Source organism: Pedobacter albus, assembly GCF_036324255.1.
In the GTDB taxonomy this organism is placed as follows: Bacteria; Bacteroidota; Bacteroidia; order Sphingobacteriales; family Sphingobacteriaceae; genus Pedobacter; species Pedobacter albus.
In genome coordinates, this window is the sequence record NZ_JAZDQT010000001.1 from 2,066,364 (window position 1) to 2,083,851 (window position 17,488).

The window sequence follows — 17,488 nt, forward strand, 5'->3', positions numbered from 1 at the left end:
AAACTGAAAACTGCCAACTGAGGATTGAAAACCGCCAACTAGCTCTCCGCGTTAATCGCCTCCCAAAGCATATCTTTCAGGCTTACCAAACCTTGTTGCGCTACCGATGAGATAAACACGGTTGGCACCTGAGGCAGTTCGGCCTTCATTTCCTCTTTCAATTCGTCGTCTAACAAATCAGACTTGGTAACTGCCAAGAGATGTGGTTTCTGCATCAATTCCGAATTATATTCTTTCAGCTCTTTTTTCAGGATTTCGTATTCTTCGGCAATGCTTCTGCTGGTATCGGCCGGTACCATAAACAACAATACCGAATTGCGCTCTATGTGACGCAAAAACCTAAAACCCAAGCCCTTGCCTTTCGAAGCACCTTCAATAATGCCTGGAATATCGGCCATGACGAAGGATTTGCCGTTTCTGTAAGATACAATACCCAGGTTAGGCACCAATGTAGTAAAAGGATAATCGGCAATTTCTGGCTTCGCCGCCGAAAGCACTGATAACAAGGTAGATTTTCCGGCATTGGGGAAGCCCACCAAGCCTACATCGGCCAGTACTTTCAGCTCCAGCACCATCCATTCTTCTTTTCCGGGCTCGCCGGGCTGTGCAAAACGCGGGGTTTGCTGCGTAGGACTTTTAAAATGCCAGTTGCCTAATCCACCTCGGCCGCCAGCCGTTAATATTTTGGTTTCGCCGTCTTGGGTAATTTCAAAAAGCACTTCGCCGGTTTCGGCATCGCGTGCAATGGTACCCAATGGCACTTCTAAGATTTCGTCTTTGCCCGTGCGGCCGGTCTTTTGTCCACTGCCACCGCTTAGGCCATCTTCTGCTATGATATGCTTACGGTATTTGAGGTGGAGCAAGGTCCAGAACTGCGAATTTCCTTTGAGGATGATGTGTCCGCCCCTGCCGCCATCGCCACCATCGGGGCCACCGGTTGCCGTTAGCTTATCGCGGTGCAAATGTGCAGAACCTGCCCCTCCTTTGCCAGAACGGCAACATATCTTAACATAATCTACAAAATTTGATCCTTGCGACATAATAGCTCCTTTAAAATAAAAAAGCGGAAAGAACCTAACCTCTTCCCGCTATTCCTTTATCTATTTATAATTTAATACTGATCAATAACCGCACAAAGGCTGTTAAAAATGGTTTCGATTTCGCCGATTCCATTAATTTTGGTCAGTTTTTTTTGTTCATCGTAGTAAGGCAACACCAAAACGATTTTATTGAAATACTCGTCGATACGTTTTTGGATCTTGTCTGCCTGGTCGTCAACCCTGCCGCTTTCCTTTTGGCGTTGCGCCACGCGCTTGGTCAGTTCGTCTTTGTCGACATCAAGGGCAATTACGCCTGCAATTTTGCTTCCCTTGCTCTCTAAAAACTTGTCTAATTCTACAGCTTGCGGAATAGTTCTCGGAAAACCGTCGAACACAAAGCCTTTGGCCTGTGGATTTTTATCTACCTCTTCTTCAAGCATGTCGATAGTGATTTTATCTGGCACCAATTCGCCATCAGCGATCAACTTACTCACTTTTTTGCCTAGCGGCGTTTGATTTTTAATGTGTGCTCTGAAAAGATCTCCAGTAGAAATGTGGACTAACTGATACTTGTCTATCAGTTTCTGAGATTGGGTGCCTTTGCCTGCACCTGGAGGGCCAAAGAGAACTAAATTCAGCATTAAGGTCTAGTTAGTTAAAACTCCCAAAAGGAAGATTATTACTGGTTAAAAAAACATAAATCAACCCGTTTAAGGCTAATCCTTTGCGGCTGCAAATATATAAATATAAATCGGGTGTTCATGTATTTTTTTAAACTTTGGATAGAGCAAACGAGTGCGTGCCAATGGCATAGCCGATAAATACGCTATACTTTACATAGCGAAGACAATAGTGCCGGCATCCGCACCCAGCGTCTTCTGATTGGGAAAACTACCTGGTGTTTTCTGAAATCTTTCAATCAAGCTTAAACTTATATGACTTTGTACGTCCGCTACCCTTGATCTCAAAACTATTGGGATAGAGCTCCAAAATGGCGTATGCGTTTTTATCGGCTGTTTCTACCATGCCTTCAAGCGTTACACAAGGCAAGCCCAAATGGTAGCCAAAAGCTCCGCTGTGGTGGTGGCCTGCTATTAGCGCCTTGATGCAACTGTATTTGGCAACTACCTTCAGTATTTCATCGCTGTTTAAGGCGGTAAGGCCCTTGGCAAAATCGAGCGGGTGATGAGAAAATATCAGTACTTTCTGGTTACGAGCCTGTGCTTTGGCCAATAAACTATCCAACCATTTCAGTTGTCGAGAGCTGATTCCGCCATTGTATTCTTCGGCATTTACACCTTTAACTGCCTTAATACTATCCATCATTGTCTTCAGTTCCTTCTCTTTCCATGTTCCCGAAACATTAGTGTAAGAGGCAACTTCGTTGGTATTTAACATGATAAATAGCCAGTCTTTTTTGGCAAAAGAATAATATTCGGCCGGCATGCGAAGCTTTGCGTACAAGGCCTTGTTTTCTTTGATGCTCTGATAATCATGATTTCCTGTGGTATTGTAAACCGGATTTTTTAGGCCTTTCAAAATGGGCAGTACCGAATCAAGGTCTTTGGGATTTCGGTCTGTTATATCGCCCAAGTTAATAGCAAACTGGACTTTTTGCTTGTTGAGGTCTTCAACGCAGGCCTTGAGTTTACCTAGCGAGTTTCTGTAATAGCGCGAGCCTCTTGTATCGGCATCTGCATATTGAATATCGGCCATAAGGCCAATTTTAAGGATGGGTTTAGGCTGTTGTGCCTTCGCCGTAAAGCTCGCCAAAACGGCCAATACAGCGAAAAGTTGAGTTAGTTTATTCATAAGTAGTTTGGGGGTAGATTTATTCAAATGTGGCCCATAGTTTTGATTTAAACAAATGAATATGTTAAATTATTTAATCGATAAGAAAATAGGCGAATTTGCCCAACAGCACGGCGCCCTAGTGCGAAGCTGTAAAAATTAAGGCACAAAAAAACCGGAACAAAATCTCTAAAAGAATTTCATTCCGGTTAAGTGCACTCGTAGGGATTCGAACCCCAAACCTTCTGATCCGTAGTCAGATGCTCTATCCAATTGAGCTACGGGTGCATTGCCGTTTCTAACGGACTGCAAAAGTAAGGCATCAAATTCAATTTCACAATTTTTATTCAAGAAAAATTGAATTATTTGCCAAAATTAAATCAGCTACGCTTCTACAGCCTGTTTAATGGCGTTAAAATCAGGTAGATCGCCTGCCGATTCCAAAACTTCCGCATAGGCAATATTTCCTTCTTCGTTGATCACAAAAGCTGCTCTTTTAGAAACACCTTTAAGACCGAAAACAAATTCGTTGTAAAGCGCATCGTAGGCTGGCGAAACTTCTTTGTTGAAATCGGAAAGCAAAGGAAACTGATAAGCCTGGTCTTCTTTAAACTTGGCCAGGGTGAATGGCGAATCGACCGAAATACCCACTACACCGGCATTCATGCCTTCGTAATAGCCAAAACTGTCGCGCATGGTACACAATTGTGTGGTGCAAACACCGGTAAAGGCCATCGGAAAAAAGTGGACCACCAATTTCTTGCCTTTGTAATCGGCCAGGCTTACTTCTTTAAGCTCTGTATTCAATAATTTAAAATCTGGGGCTTTATCGCCTACTTGTAGTGCCATATCTTGTTTTTTGTTGTAAAGTTGAAATGTTGTGAGGTTGTTATTGTTAAATTGTTGTTATTGACTGGATTGTTCCCCCCCTACGGACAACCCCTCCACCGGAGGGGAATGGGAATGGTAATTATCTTTATTGTTAAATTGTTATCATTGTTGAATGGCTATAACCGCCGTCCCGTTAATTGATTGCCCGACGACTTCTCATTGTCAAAACACCAAATGAACCAACGACCAATGAGCTAATCAGCCAATGAACCAATGAACTAACGCCCCCTAGCCTTCAGTTGTTCGTCCACAATCGCCAATCCTTCCTCAAAACTATGCGGTTGATACTGAAGTTGGGTCATGGCTTTGTCTAAAATAAAACCTGTGCGCACCGGGCGTTTGGCAGCCTGGTTTAAAGTAGCGGCGCTGATTTCATTGATGAGGCTTTTGTCGAGGCCCCAAAAATCAGCCACGCGAGCCACCAGCTCCGAAATGCTCATCATGTCTTTGCCCGAAACGTTAAAAACGCCTTGCGCCTCGTGTTCAACGGCCAACAGGCAACAAGCGGCCAAATCTTCGGCAAGTGTTGGCATGCGCCATTGGTCGTTTACAATATTTAATGGGCTACCTTTCTCCAAGGCGCCTTTGGCCCAAAGCACAATATTGCTCCGGCTCATGTCGCTTACAATGCCATATACAATAATGGTACGCAAAATAGCCCACCTGATGTTCGATTTTTTGAGCAGTTCTTCTGCCTCCAGCTTGGTTTGTCCGTAATAGCTCAACGGATTGGGTTCGGCTTCTTCATCGTAAGGGCCGTTGGCACCATCAAAAATAAAATCGGTTGAAAGATGCACCAGCTGGATATCAAATTCTCCGCAAACCTCGATTAAAGTCTGCACAGCCTCAACATTGAGTTGATAAGCCAGTTCCTTTTCGGTTTCGCAGGTATCTACATTGGTCATGGCGGCCGTGTGGATAATGGCATCGGGCTTATACAAGGCTATTACCTCGCGTACTTCCTTCGGGTTGAGGATATCCATGGTGGCATAAACATAGCCAGTATCAACCGGATAACGATTGTCGCCCTTAGCAGTAGCGATCAGCTTTACGCCACCTTGGTTTACGACCTGTTCAGTAATTTTTTGGCCCAGCAGACCATTGCTTCCAGTAACTAATACGGTTTTCATCGGCTATATTTCTATGTTTATGCAAATGTATTCGTTACTAAGCTAACCTCCCAATTAAAAAAGAAAATGCATGCTATCGTATAAGCTGATTTTTTTCGTGCTTATTTTGGCTTTAGGCCAACCGAAATCTGGTTTTATTAAACCGAATAAATACCGGAGCCTAATCAACTGATAATTAACAGTTAATACACCAGCTATCCGCTCCTACAAAACAGCGGTATTTTAGCTGTTTTAGCCATGTTGAAAAACTTTTTATTTATGTGTAAAATTTTGGCGAAAAACTCTTAGCTTTGCAGACCGAAATATAAGCGTTTAAAAACGCCTTTAACATTTTGATTTTTATAATTTTACCAAAAACAATATATGCCTAACATTGGAAAAATAGCGCAGATCATCGGACCGGTAGTTGACGTAAGTTTCGCTAACGATGCCCATTTACCTAAAATTTTCTCTGCATTAGAGATTACTAAAGAAAACGGACAAAAGATCGTTCTCGAAGTGCAACAACACCTTGGCGAAGACCGTGTACGTGCCATCGCAATGGACTCAACCGACGGTTTGGTTCGTGGCATGGAAGCACTAGACACTGGTTCTCCTATCAAAATGCCAGTTGGCGATGAGATCAAAGGCCGTTTGTTCAACGTAGTTGGAGAAGCTATCGACGGTATCAACACAGTTGATAAAACCGGTGGCAGACCAATCCACAACGCTCCTCCTAAATTCGACGAGCTTTCTACCGAAACCGAAGTACTTTATACTGGTATCAAGGTTATCGACTTGTTAGAGCCTTATGCAAAAGGTGGTAAAATTGGTTTGTTCGGTGGTGCCGGTGTAGGTAAAACCGTATTGATCATGGAATTGGTAAACAACATCGCCAAAGCTTATGCAGGTCTTTCTGTATTTGCGGGTGTAGGTGAGCGTACTCGTGAGGGTAACGACTTATTGCGCGAGTTTATCGAATCGGGCGTAATCAACTATGGCGACGAATTCTTGCACTCGATGGAAAAAGGCGGATGGGATTTGAGCAAGGTTGATACCGACAAATTAAAAGAATCAAAAGCAACATTGGTATTCGGTCAGATGAACGAGCCTCCTGGTGCACGTGCTCGTGTAGCCTTGTCGGGTTTAACCGTAGCTGAGTACTTCCGTGATGGCGATGGCGAAGGCGCTGGAAAAGACATCCTTTTCTTCGTTGACAACATCTTCCGTTTTACACAGGCAGGTTCTGAGGTATCGGCACTATTGGGCCGTATGCCATCGGCGGTAGGTTACCAACCAACTTTGGCCACAGAGATGGGTTTGATGCAAGAGCGTATTACTTCAACCAAACGTGGTTCGATCACTTCGGTACAGGCCGTTTACGTACCTGCGGATGACTTGACTGACCCTGCTCCGGCTACAACTTTTGCCCACTTGGATGCCACAACCGTACTTTCACGTAAAATTGCCGAGCTAGGTATCTATCCTGCGGTGGATCCATTGGATTCAACTTCACGTATCCTTTCGCCAGCAGTTTTGGGCGACGAGCACTACAACACCGCTCAACGCGTAAAAGAAACCTTGCAACGTTACAAAGAATTGCAAGACATCATCGCCATCTTAGGTATGGACGAGTTGTCTGAGGAAGATAAATTGGTTGTATCTCGCGCACGTCGTGTTCAACGTTTCTTGTCGCAGCCTTTCCACGTAGCCGAGCAGTTCACAGGCTTAAAAGGTGTATTGGTTGACATTAAAGATACCATCAAAGGTTTCAACATGATCATGGATGGCGAAGTTGACGAATATCCAGAAGCTGCATTTAACTTGGTAGGTAGCATCGAAGACGCTATCGAAAAAGGTAAAAAACTATTAGCAGAAGCAAACTAGAATTGAGATAAGCGTATAGCGTATAGCGATTAGCGCCATACGCCCTACGCATTACGCTATACATCATGAATTTAGAAATATTAACTCCAGACAAGAAAGTTTTCGAAGGCGAAGTAACTGCGGTTACCGTTCCGGGAACTTTGGGTTCTTTTCAAATTTTAAAAGACCACGCGCCGATCATCTCTACTTTAGAAGACGGACCGGTAATTATTAAAGGTGTTTCTGGCAAAGAAGAGAATACTTTTAACATTAAAGGAGGCGTAGTAGAAGTTCTGGATAATAAAATTGTAGTATTGGCCGAAGCTGTAGTGGCTTAGTTCATCATACAAGCCTGTTCGCAGGCACAAAAACCTAAAAGCCCTTTGATTATTTCAAGGGGCTTTTTATTTTTAGCAAAATCCCTAATCAACATGAGTGCGCCCAAGCAAGAAATTACCAAAGAAGAAATCAAGAAAGAATTCCAGCTTGAGAGAATGATCCTTTTTAGCGATGCCGTATTTGCCATCGTCATCACCCTCATGGCCATCGAAATACATCTGCCGGAGCTCAAAGAACACGAACATTACACTACAACCACTTTTTTAACGGCATTAAAACATATTTTGCCTACCGTATTTGCTTATGCACTGAGCTTTTTCTTTATCGGCATGATGTGGTACAAGCATTTAAAAATGTTTAGCCTTTTAAAGGATTACGATCTTGGGCTCATCATCAGAAACCTGGTCTTTCTCTTCTTTATCGGCCTTTTCCCTTTCGGCTCTTCGCTGGTTGTTTTAAAGCAGGAGATTCTTTTGCCTACGCTCATCTATTCGCTCATTATCCTGCTTTGCATGGCGGCCCAACTGGTCTTGCACAGCTATATCCTAAATAGCGGCAAAAATCTTATCGTTAAGGTAGACGTTGCCGAACAGCGTATCGAGCTTAAAAAGCGAATTCAAATCCTTATTACCATGCTGGTTATCGCCACGCTCGCCTATTTCACCTATTTAATGATACCGGCGGAAGCTGACAAATCCTATGCTTCGTTATGGGTATTTGTATTTGCCATTATTGCCCAGCTGATCAACAAAAAGAAAGGCAAAAAAACACCTGTTGCAGCTGCCAAAAAATAGGGCTTGTTTTCTCCATTTTTTTTAATCTTCCATGACAGTTTTTCAATTTCAGGAAGAAAATCGCAAAATTTACAATGCACGCATAACAAGTATACCGAATACCGAAATCATATTTAGTCTACACCACACCAATATTCAACCTTTAAAAAGGTATTTTACAGAAATTATATTCTGATTAATAATAAAAATCAGAATATAATTTTTTTTCATTTATTTTTTATTTGCTATTGATAGTTTCTAGACCAAAAACTAAATTGGTTTTCATAAAACAATGGCAATGAACCGTCTGCAAAACTGGAACTTAACTTCAACAAACCAACTGGCTTTTTTGCCGATGGCTTTGCTGTTGCTTCCTGTTGTGCTGCTCATTCTTAAGCAGCAGGAGACGTCGTGCATGAATTTTTAATTAACCTAAAAATAACTGAAGCGTCTCCACAAAAAGGGACGCTTTTTTAATAGCAAAACAAGATGAACCACCAAGCTTTGCCGACCAAGCAAAGCGACCACAAGAAATAGCAACAGCAACAAAACAATACCTATGAAATATTACAATTCGAGCACACTGATTTATTTGAACGGAAAGTTCGTGAAAGCTGCAGAAGCCAAAACCGATTTGTACGGACAGTCGCTACACTACGGCCTGGCTGCTTTCGAAGGCATCAGGGCCTACAAAACCCACAATGCCACCCGAGTATTCAAAATCAAGGAGCACTACAAACGCCTGCAACGTTCTTGCGAGCTGCTGAACATTCCTTTCCCTTGGGATATTAACGAACTTATTAAACAAACCTATCGCCTGCTTGAGTTGAACAACCTCAAAGACGCCTACATCCGTCCTTTGGTATACAGCGAGCCCAACATGTCGCTGGTTGCCCCGCAAGCCGTATCGATTATGATCTGTGCCTGGGAATGGGCTTCGTACCTTGGCGACAAGCAGCTGAAGGTATGCGTCTCTCCTTTTCAGCGCCCCAATCCAAAATCGACTTTTGTAGAAGCCAAAATCAGTGGTCATTACGTTAATTCAATCCTGGCCTCTACCGATGCCAAGCAAAAAGGTTTTGACGAAGCCCTGTTGCTAGACATGGACGAAAACGTAGCCGAAGCACCTGGCGCCAATATCTTTATCGAGAAAAACGGCAAGCTTTATACGCCATCGTTGGGCAATATCCTAGCCGGCATTACGCGTGCCACCGTTATCGAGCTTTGCCATGTATTGGATATTGAGGTAATCGAAAAACCAATCAGCGTAGCCGAACTTAAGAGTGCCGATGGTGCCTTCTTCTGCGGTACCGCTGCCGAAATTGTAGGCATCCACACCATCGATGATGTCGTTTACCGCCAAAGATGGAGCGACAGCATTGGTGCCACCATGCAACGGGCCTATAAAAACCTCGTGCTCGAAAAAGTAAACTACGAAGTTATTATCTAGACAAATCCTTGTCCTGGGGCGTACAAGGCAAGTAAGAGATGTTAATAAATGGTCTGTGAGCCACAGACCAGGGAAATAGAAATAAAAACCTCTCCTTGTCCTGTGGCGCACAGGATAATTAAGATATACCTAGCAAGGTCTGTGGGCCACAGACCAAGGAAGTTAAAAGTAAATTACGAAGTCATTATCTAAACAAATCCTTGTCCTGTGGCCCACAGGACAATTAAAATATACCTAACAAGGTCTGTGAGCCACAGACCAAGGAAGTAGAAGTAAAAGGAAGTTAAATTAAAAATAATGATTCACACTCCTTGTCCTGTGGCGCACAGGACAAGTAACTGATACCAACAAACGGTCTGTGGCTCACAGACCAAGGAATTAAAAAAATTAAATAGTTCTTTGTTTTTTTCAATTTGTTAGTATGTTTGTGTTCAACGTCCAAAACGACATGAACCAGATCACAAACATTATTAGCAACATTATTATTGTCATTTCTTCAACAAGAGGTGGAATACGTTGCGTATAATCTAAAAATATACATAAACCGAAACCGCCTTCACAAGAGGCGGTTTTTTTTTGCCTCAAAAAACAGAAAACACTAACGATATACTACAAAAATGGAATTAAATAAATACAGCAAGACCTTTACACAAGACCCTACACAACCTGCCGCACAAGCCATGCTTTATGGCATAGGCCTTACAGATGCCGATATGGAAAAAGCACAAGTAGGTATTGCCAGCATGGGCTATGACGGCAATACCTGCAACATGCACCTGAACGACCTTGCCCAAATTGTGAAAAAGGGCGTATGGGAAAACGACTTGGTAGGCTTGATTTTTAACACCATTGGCGTAAGCGATGGCATGAGCAACGGCACCGAAGGCATGCGCTACTCGCTGGTGAGCCGCGACGTGATTGCCGATTCGATCGAAACCGTTTGTGGCGGCCAATACTACGATGGCTTGATCACCATTCCGGGTTGCGACAAAAACATGCCGGGTTCTTTAATGGCAATGGGCCGATTGAACCGTCCATCAATCATGGTTTACGGCGGTACCATTAAACCAGGCCATTACAAAGGCGAAGACTTGAACATTGTTTCGGCATTCGAGGCTTTGGGCAAGAAAATAGCCGGACAAATCAACGATTTTGATTTCAAGGAAGTGATTAAACATGCTTGTCCGGGCGCTGGCGCCTGTGGCGGTATCTACACGGCCAACACCATGGCCGCCGCAGTTGAGGCCTTGGGCATGAGCCTTCCCTACTCGTCGTCCAATCCGGCTTTAAGCGAGGAGAAAAAAGCCGAGTGTATCGCAGCAGGCAAAGCCATCAGAGTTTTGTTGGAAAAAGACATCAAGCCAAGCGACATCATGACCCGCAAGGCTTTTGAGAACGCCATTGTAACCATCATGGTTTTGGGCGGTTCTACCAACGCGGTATTGCACTTGATCGCCATGGCTAAAAGCGTAGATGTGAAATTATCGCAGGACGATTTTCAGGAAATCAGCAACCGCATTCCGGTATTAGCCGATATGAAGCCAAGCGGTCGTTACATGATGGAAGACCTGCACAAAATTGGCGGTGTTCCGGCCGTAATGAAATATTTGTTGAACAAAGGCTGGTTGCACGGCGATTGTTTAACCGTAACCGGAAAAACATTGGCCGAGAATTTAGCAGAAATCCCAGATTTGAATTTCGACGAACAAAAGATCATTTTCCCTGCCCAAAATCCAATCAAAGCTACCGGACACCTCCAGATTTTATACGGCAATTTGGCCGAGGGTGGTAGCGTAGCCAAGATCAGTGGCAAAGAGGGCGAGTTTTTTGAAGGCCCTGCACGTGTATTCAATGGAGAATTTGATTTAATCAACGGCATTTCGAGTGGCCGTGTAAAACCTGGCGATGTCGTCGTTATTCGCGATGTTGGTCCGAAAGGCGCACCGGGCATGCCAGAAATGCTCAAGCCAACATCCGCGATTTATGGCGCCGGACTGGGAAGCAGCGTTGCCTTGATTACCGATGGCCGCTTTAGTGGCGGTACCCACGGTTTTGTGGTGGGCCACATTACACCAGAGTATTTTGATGGAGGCTTGATTGCCTTTGTGGAAGACGACGACAGAATTGAAATCAGTGCCATCAAAAACACCATCACGCTCAAAGTACCTGACGAGGTTATTGCCCAGCGCAAGGCCAACTGGCAGCAACCCGAATTGAAAATCAAAAAAGGCGTATTGTATAAATATGCCCGAACCGTAACTACCGCAGCCGAAGGTTGCGTTACCGATGAAGCTTAAACTTATGGAAACAGCACAAAAAGAACTCACCAGCGAAACATCCACCAAAACCTTTGCAGAGGTAAGTGGCTCTGTTGCCTTGTTAGAAGGATTAATTGCCGAAGGAACCGATGTTATTTTCGGCTATCCGGGTGGCGCTATCATGCCCATCTACGATGCTTTGTACGATTATAAAGAGAAATTACAACATATTTTGGTCCGCCATGAGCAAGGCGGCATCCACATGGGCCAAGGCTATGCCCGCAGCTCGGGCAAGGTTGGTGTGGTATTCGCCACCAGCGGACCAGGCGCCACCAATTTGGTAACGGGTTTGGCCGATGCGCAAATAGACAGCACGCCTTTGGTTTGCATTACCGGACAGGTTTTTGCACATCTTTTGGGCACCGATGCCTTTCAGGAAACAGATGTGATTAACATTACCACCCCTGTAACCAAGTGGAACTATCAGGTAACTGATGCTACCGAAATTCCAAGCGTATTGGCCAAGGCATTTTACATTGCCCGTAGCGGTCGCCCAGGGCCGGTATTGATCGATATTACCAAAAACGCACAATTGCAGCTGTTCAACTACGAGGGCTATATCCCTTGCAACCACATCCGTAGCTACAGACCAAAACCAATCGTGCGTAAAGAATATATTGCGCAAGCTGCTGATCTGATCAACCAGGCTAAAAAACCATTTATCCTATTCGGACAAGGCGTGTTGTTAGGCAAAGCCGAAAAAGAATTCAAGGCTTTTGTAGAAAAGAGTGGTATTCCGGCTGCATGGACCATCATGGGCGCTGGCGCCATCCCAACCGACCACGAGTTGAACGTGGGTATGTTAGGCATGCACGGCAATTACGGTCCAAATGTATTAACCAACGAGGCTGATGTATTGATTGCCATCGGCATGCGTTTCGACGACCGGGTGACTGGCCGCCTAGACAAATACGCCAAGCAGGCCAAGGTTGTCCACCTTGATATCGACCCGGCAGAAATCGATAAAAACGTAAAGGCTACCGTACCGGTTTGGGGCGATTGCAAAGATACTTTACCCCTACTTACCGAATTAATTAACGAACAAAAGCATACCGAATGGTTAGAACGCTTCAAGGCTTATAGCCAAGAAGAAGTGGAGGCCGTTATCCAAAGCGAACTGAACCCAACTACTGCAGAAATGACCATGGGCGAGGTTATCAATCAATTGAATGCCTTAACCAATGGTGATGCCATTATCGTAACCGATGTAGGTCAGCACCAAATGGTAGCCTGCCGTTATGCCAAATTCAACAACACCCGCAGCAACATTACCAGTGGTGGTTTGGGTACCATGGGCTTCGGACTACCGGCCGCGATTGGGGCTAAGTTTGGCGCACAAGACAAAACCGTGGTTGCCGTAATCGGCGATGGAGGTTTCCAAATGACCTTGCAGGAATTGGGCACCATTATGCAAAGTGGCATCGATGTAAAAATCATGATCCTGAACAACCGTTTCTTGGGCATGGTTCGCCAATGGCAAGAATTGTTCAACGATAAACGCTATTCGTCGGTCGACATTACCAGTCCAGATTTTATCAAATTGGCAGATTCTTATTACATCGCAGGCAAACGCATTTCAGACCGCAAAGATTTGGTAAGCTCGTTAGACGAGATGCTGAACCACAAAGGCTCTTACCTTTTAGAGGTGATGGTAACCAAAGAAAACAACGTCTTCCCGATGGTTCCGCAGGGATGCAGTGTAAGTGAAATCAGATTAAAATAACCGATTATGAGCACAGAAAGCAACAAACAAGACTTTACCATCACGGTTTATGCCGAAAATCAAATCGGATTATTGAACCGTATCGCCATCATATTTTCGCGCCGCAAAATCAATATCGAGAGCTTAAACACCTCTCCTTCAGAGATCGAGCACATCCACCGCTTCAACATCCTGATTCAGGAAACCGAGGAAGTGGTCCGCAAATTGGCCAAACAAATCGAAAAACAAATCGAAGTACTTAAGGTTTACTACAACACCAACGAAGACATCATCTGGCAAGAAATGGCGCTTTACAAAGTTCCAACCGATGAAATTGCCGAGAAGGTATTGGTAGAACGCCTCCTGCGCGAGTATGGTGCCCGTGTGGTTGTGATTAGAAAAGACTATACCGTTTTCGAAACCACCGGACACCGCGAAGAAACCGATAAGCTGATCGAGGTTTTGCAACCTCACGGCCTCATCGAATTTGTGCGCAGCGCGCGTGTGGCCATCATCAAGGCCAGCGAAGGCTTCCATAGCAAACTGCGCGAGTTCGAACGCATCGAACCAGGCCAGGATGTGATAGAAAACGAGTATTTGGATAAAGGCGATAAGGTATTTACGATGTAGAACCAGACTTGCGAAGTTTTAAAAACTTCGCAAGTCTTTACAGCATAAAAGGCACAGGGTAAAATAGAAATGACAGTTAACGAATAAGCTAATCCTCCAATCAGCCAGTGACACCAGTGAACTAATGAACCAAAAGATGAAATGCACTAAAGTAGTACCGATTTTAAGGATGTTCGATTACGCAAAAGCGGTCGAGTTTTATGTAGACTGGCTGGGCTTCAAAATAGACTGGGAACACCAGTTTGAAGACAATACGCCTATTTACATGCAAATTTCGCTGGGTGGCATCGAACTGCATTTGAGCGAGCATCATGGCGATTGTTCGCCTGGCGCACACATCCACATCGATTGTACCGGACTAAAGGAGTTTCATCGTTCCCTTATCGATAAAAAATACAAATACAACAGGCCCGGGCTCGAAAAAACTTTTTACGGCACCTGGTGCGTAACGGTAAACGACCCGTTTTTCAACAAGATCTCGTTTAACGAAGAACTGCCTGAAAACGAAAAGACAGACTTATAAAAAACAAAAGAAATCAACCAAAAATCAACAAATAAAACAATGGCTAATTATTTTAACACATTACCACTTAGAGAAAAATTAAACCAGTTGGGCGTATGCGACTTTATGGAGAATTCAGAATTTCTGGATGGCGTAAATGCACTGAAAGGAAAGAAACTGGTTATCGTAGGCTGTGGCGCCCAAGGCTTAAACCAAGGTTTAAACTTAAGAGATAGTGGGTTAGATGTTGCTTATGCCCTACGTGCGGCAGCAATTGAAGGCAAACGCGATTCGTGGAAAAACGCCACCGAAAACAATTTTAAGGTAGGCACTTACGAAGAGTTGATCCCAACTGCCGATGTAGTGATCAACCTTACGCCAGATAAGCAACATACATCGGTTGTAAATGCCGTAATGCCTTTGATGAAAGAAGGTGCAACCTTATCTTATTCGCACGGTTTCAACATCGTTGAAGAAGGCATGCAGATCCGTAAAGACCTCACCGTAATTATGGTAGCTCCAAAATGCCCAGGCAGCGAGGTTAGAGCCGAATTTGTAAGAGGCTTCGGTGTACCAACCCTCATTGCCGTGCATCCAGAAAACGATCCACAAGGCAAGGGTTTGGCACAGGCTAAAGCTTATTGCGTAGGTACTGGCGGACACAAAGCCGGTGTTTTAAAATCTTCTTTCGTGGCCGAAGTAAAATCGGATTTGATGGGCGAGCAAACCATTCTTTGTGGTTTGTTGCAAACTGGCGCTATTCTTTCATTCGATAAAATGGTGGAGAAAGGAATCGACAAAGGTTATGCCTCTAAATTGGTTCAGTATGGTATCGAGGTAGTTACCGAAGCCTTAAAACATGGTGGCATTACAGCCATGATGGACAGGTTAAGCAACCAAGCCAAAATCAAGGCCTTCGAAATTTCGGAAGAATTGAAAACCATCATGCGTCCTTTGTTCCAAAAACATCAAGATGACATCATGAGTGGTGAATTTAGTCGTGTAATGATGGAAGATTGGGCCAATGGCGATAAAAATCTTTTGGCTTGGCGCGCCGCTACCGGCGAAACCGCATTCGAAAAAACTCCAGCTGGCGATGTTAAAATCAGCGAGCAAGAATACTTCGACAATGCCTTGCTTTTGGTAGCTTTTGTAAGAGCCGGTGTAGAATTGGCTTTCGAAACCATGGTTGATGCAGGCATCAAAGCCGAATCGGCTTACTACGAGTCGTTGCACGAAACACCGCTGATTGCCAACACCATTGCCCGTAAAAAATTGTTCGAAATGAACCGCGTAATTTCCGATACGGCAGAATATGGCTGTTACTTGTTCGACCACGCTTGTAAACCTTTATTGGCCGATTTCATGACCAGAGTTGATGCCAGCCTAATCGGCAAGAACTACAACGAGGGCAAAGACGGTGGCGTAGACAACAGAGCATTGATCAGTGTAAACGAAGTAATTCGCACCCACCCGGTTGAAATTGTAGGCGCCAAATTGAGAAAGGCGATGACGGCAATGAAATCGATTAAAACAGCATAAATACTACCCCAACACCTTATAGGTTTCGAAATCTATAAGGTGTTGGGTGAAGAACAACAAAACAAAACAATATGTCTAAAACACTAGTAGAAAAAATTTGGGATGCACACGTCGTAAAGAGCGAAACCGGTTTCCCCGATATTTTATACATCGATACCCATTTTATCCATGAGGTAACCAGTCCGCAGGCTTTCGACGGATTGCGCAAACGTGGCTTGCCTGTATTTAGGCCAAAGCAAACCATTGCTACTGCCGATCATAACGTGCCTACCTTAAACCAGCATTTGCCGATTAAGGAAGAACTTTCGCGTTACCAGGTAGATATGCTGACCAAAAACTGCGCAGAATTTGGCATCGAATTATATGGCTTGGGACATCCTTTCCAAGGCATTGTACACGTCATTGGACCAGAATTGGGCATTACCCAGCCCGGTGCTACCATTGTTTGTGGCGACAGCCATACTTCTACCCACGGTGCATTTGGAAGCATTGCCTTTGGTATCGGCACCTCGCAAGTTGAACAGGTTATGGCTACTCAATGCTTATTGCAACAAAAGCCAAAAACCATGAAGATTGAGGTGAACGGTCAATTAGGCTTGGGCGTAACTTCAAAAGACATCATCTTGTACATTATCTCGCAAATTTCGGCAGCAGGTGGCACTGGCTATTTCATCGAGTATGCGGGCTCGGCCATCACTTCATTGAGCATGGAGGCCCGTATGACCATCTGCAACATGAGTATCGAAATGGGTGCCCGTGGTGGCTTAATTGCGCCAGACCAAATCACGTTCGATTACTTGAAAGGCAGAGAGTTTAGTCCAAAAGGCGAAGACTGGAACAAAGCCGTAGCCAAATGGCAGACCTTGTACAGCGATGCCGATGCCCAATTTGATCGGGTATTGAAATTCAACGCCGAAGATATCGAGCCAATGATTACCTACGGCACCAATCCGGGTATGGGCATGGGCATTTCGGCACACATTCCAGCCACCCAGGCACAGCCAGAAAGCGAACAGTTGTCGTACCAAAAAGCCTTGGATTACATGGGCTTTGAAGATGATGCCTTGCTAATCGGCAAACCTGTTGATTATGTTTTCATCGGTTCTTGCACCAACTCGCGCATCGAAGATTTACGCGAAGTGGCCGAATTTGTAAAAGACAAACGCAAAGCCGAAAACGTTGAAGTTTGGATTGTACCAGGCAGCAAACAGGTAGAAAAACAGGCTAAGGAAGAAGGCTTGGATAAAGTTTTCGAACAAGCTGGCTTCCAACTGCGCGAACCCGGTTGCAGCGCTTGCTTGGGCATGAACGAAGATAAAATTCCGGCAGGAAAGTACTGCGTATCCACTTCGAACCGAAATTTCGAAGGCAGGCAAGGACCAAATGCCAGAACCCTATTGGTAAGCCCCTTAACTGCCGCTGCAGCAGCCGTTACAGGTAAAATTACAGACGTTAGAGAATTACTTGAAAAGATAGAAAGTTAAAAAAACGACAGTAGCAGTCGCCAGTTTTCAGTTCTCAATGAACTAATGACT

16 protein-coding genes and 1 tRNA gene are annotated in these 17,488 nt (G+C 44.4%); 11 read left to right on the forward strand and 6 right to left on the reverse strand.

The features are described from left to right. Positions 1-38 precede the first annotated feature (38 nt). The 6 genes from obgE to VRU48_RS08600 form a co-directional block, all read right to left on the reverse strand. Positions 39-1,040: a GTPase ObgE gene (obgE, locus tag VRU48_RS08575; protein ID WP_330107509.1), complete on the reverse strand. Its 1,002-nt coding sequence runs from the start codon at positions 1,038-1,040 to the stop codon at positions 39-41. A 71-nt stretch (positions 1,041-1,111) separates the two neighbouring features. Further along, a complete protein-coding gene (locus VRU48_RS08580; RefSeq protein WP_330107510.1) occupies positions 1,112-1,681 on the reverse strand; it encodes an adenylate kinase in 570 nt (189 codons plus the stop codon). Between the two features lie 274 nt (positions 1,682-1,955). After that, a complete protein-coding gene (locus VRU48_RS08585; RefSeq protein WP_330107511.1) occupies positions 1,956-2,852 on the reverse strand; it encodes a metallophosphoesterase in 897 nt (298 codons plus the stop codon). A gap of 193 nt (positions 2,853-3,045) precedes the next feature. After that, positions 3,046-3,119 (reverse strand) — tRNA-Arg (locus VRU48_RS08590). Between the two features lie 96 nt (positions 3,120-3,215). Further along, positions 3,216-3,680 carry a peroxiredoxin gene (locus tag VRU48_RS08595; protein WP_330107512.1) on the reverse strand — a complete coding sequence of 155 codons (465 nt, stop codon included), beginning with the start codon at positions 3,678-3,680 and terminating at the stop codon, positions 3,216-3,218. 260 nt (positions 3,681-3,940) lie between these two features. Beyond that, positions 3,941-4,852, reverse strand: coding sequence for an SDR family oxidoreductase (locus VRU48_RS08600; RefSeq protein WP_330107513.1), 912 nt, complete (start codon positions 4,850-4,852; stop codon positions 3,941-3,943). 363 nt (positions 4,853-5,215) lie between these two features. Here VRU48_RS08600 and atpD point away from each other — a divergent pair, with 363 nt between their 5' ends. From atpD to leuC, 11 genes are all read left to right on the forward strand, one after another. After that, positions 5,216-6,718: a F0F1 ATP synthase subunit beta gene (gene atpD / locus VRU48_RS08605; RefSeq protein ID WP_330107514.1), complete on the forward strand. Its 1,503-nt coding sequence runs from the start codon at positions 5,216-5,218 to the stop codon at positions 6,716-6,718. Between the two features lie 65 nt (positions 6,719-6,783). Further along, positions 6,784-7,035, forward strand: a complete 252-nt coding sequence (atpC, locus tag VRU48_RS08610; protein WP_330107515.1) for an ATP synthase F1 subunit epsilon — start codon at positions 6,784-6,786, stop codon at positions 7,033-7,035. A 93-nt stretch (positions 7,036-7,128) separates the two neighbouring features. After that, positions 7,129-7,830 carry a TMEM175 family protein gene (locus VRU48_RS08615; RefSeq protein ID WP_330107516.1) on the forward strand — a complete coding sequence of 234 codons (702 nt, stop codon included), beginning with the start codon at positions 7,129-7,131 and terminating at the stop codon, positions 7,828-7,830. 277 nt (positions 7,831-8,107) lie between these two features. Beyond that, positions 8,108-8,236: a hypothetical protein gene (locus tag VRU48_RS08620; RefSeq protein WP_330107517.1), complete on the forward strand. Its 129-nt coding sequence runs from the start codon at positions 8,108-8,110 to the stop codon at positions 8,234-8,236. Between the two features lie 132 nt (positions 8,237-8,368). Continuing rightward, positions 8,369-9,259: a branched-chain amino acid transaminase gene (locus VRU48_RS08625; protein ID WP_330107518.1), complete on the forward strand. Its 891-nt coding sequence runs from the start codon at positions 8,369-8,371 to the stop codon at positions 9,257-9,259. Between the two features lie 617 nt (positions 9,260-9,876). After that, positions 9,877-11,556, forward strand: a complete 1,680-nt coding sequence (gene ilvD, locus VRU48_RS08630; RefSeq protein ID WP_330107519.1) for a dihydroxy-acid dehydratase — start codon at positions 9,877-9,879, stop codon at positions 11,554-11,556. Between the two features lie 4 nt (positions 11,557-11,560). Further along, the gene (ilvB, locus tag VRU48_RS08635) at positions 11,561-13,300 is read left to right on the forward strand and encodes a biosynthetic-type acetolactate synthase large subunit (RefSeq protein ID WP_330107520.1); all 1,740 of its coding nucleotides are present in this window, start codon (positions 11,561-11,563) and stop codon (positions 13,298-13,300) included. 6 nt (positions 13,301-13,306) lie between these two features. Continuing rightward, positions 13,307-13,909 carry an acetolactate synthase small subunit gene (gene ilvN / locus VRU48_RS08640; protein WP_330107521.1) on the forward strand — a complete coding sequence of 201 codons (603 nt, stop codon included), beginning with the start codon at positions 13,307-13,309 and terminating at the stop codon, positions 13,907-13,909. Between the two features lie 136 nt (positions 13,910-14,045). Next, entirely contained in the window at positions 14,046-14,432 is a 387-nt protein-coding gene (locus VRU48_RS08645) for a glyoxalase superfamily protein (RefSeq protein WP_330107522.1), read from the forward strand. Between the two features lie 39 nt (positions 14,433-14,471). Beyond that, positions 14,472-15,953, forward strand: a complete 1,482-nt coding sequence (gene ilvC, locus VRU48_RS08650) for a ketol-acid reductoisomerase (protein WP_330107523.1) — start codon at positions 14,472-14,474, stop codon at positions 15,951-15,953. A gap of 71 nt (positions 15,954-16,024) precedes the next feature. After that, entirely contained in the window at positions 16,025-17,437 is a 1,413-nt protein-coding gene (gene leuC / locus VRU48_RS08655) for a 3-isopropylmalate dehydratase large subunit (protein WP_330107524.1), read from the forward strand. Positions 17,438-17,488 lie beyond the last annotated feature (51 nt).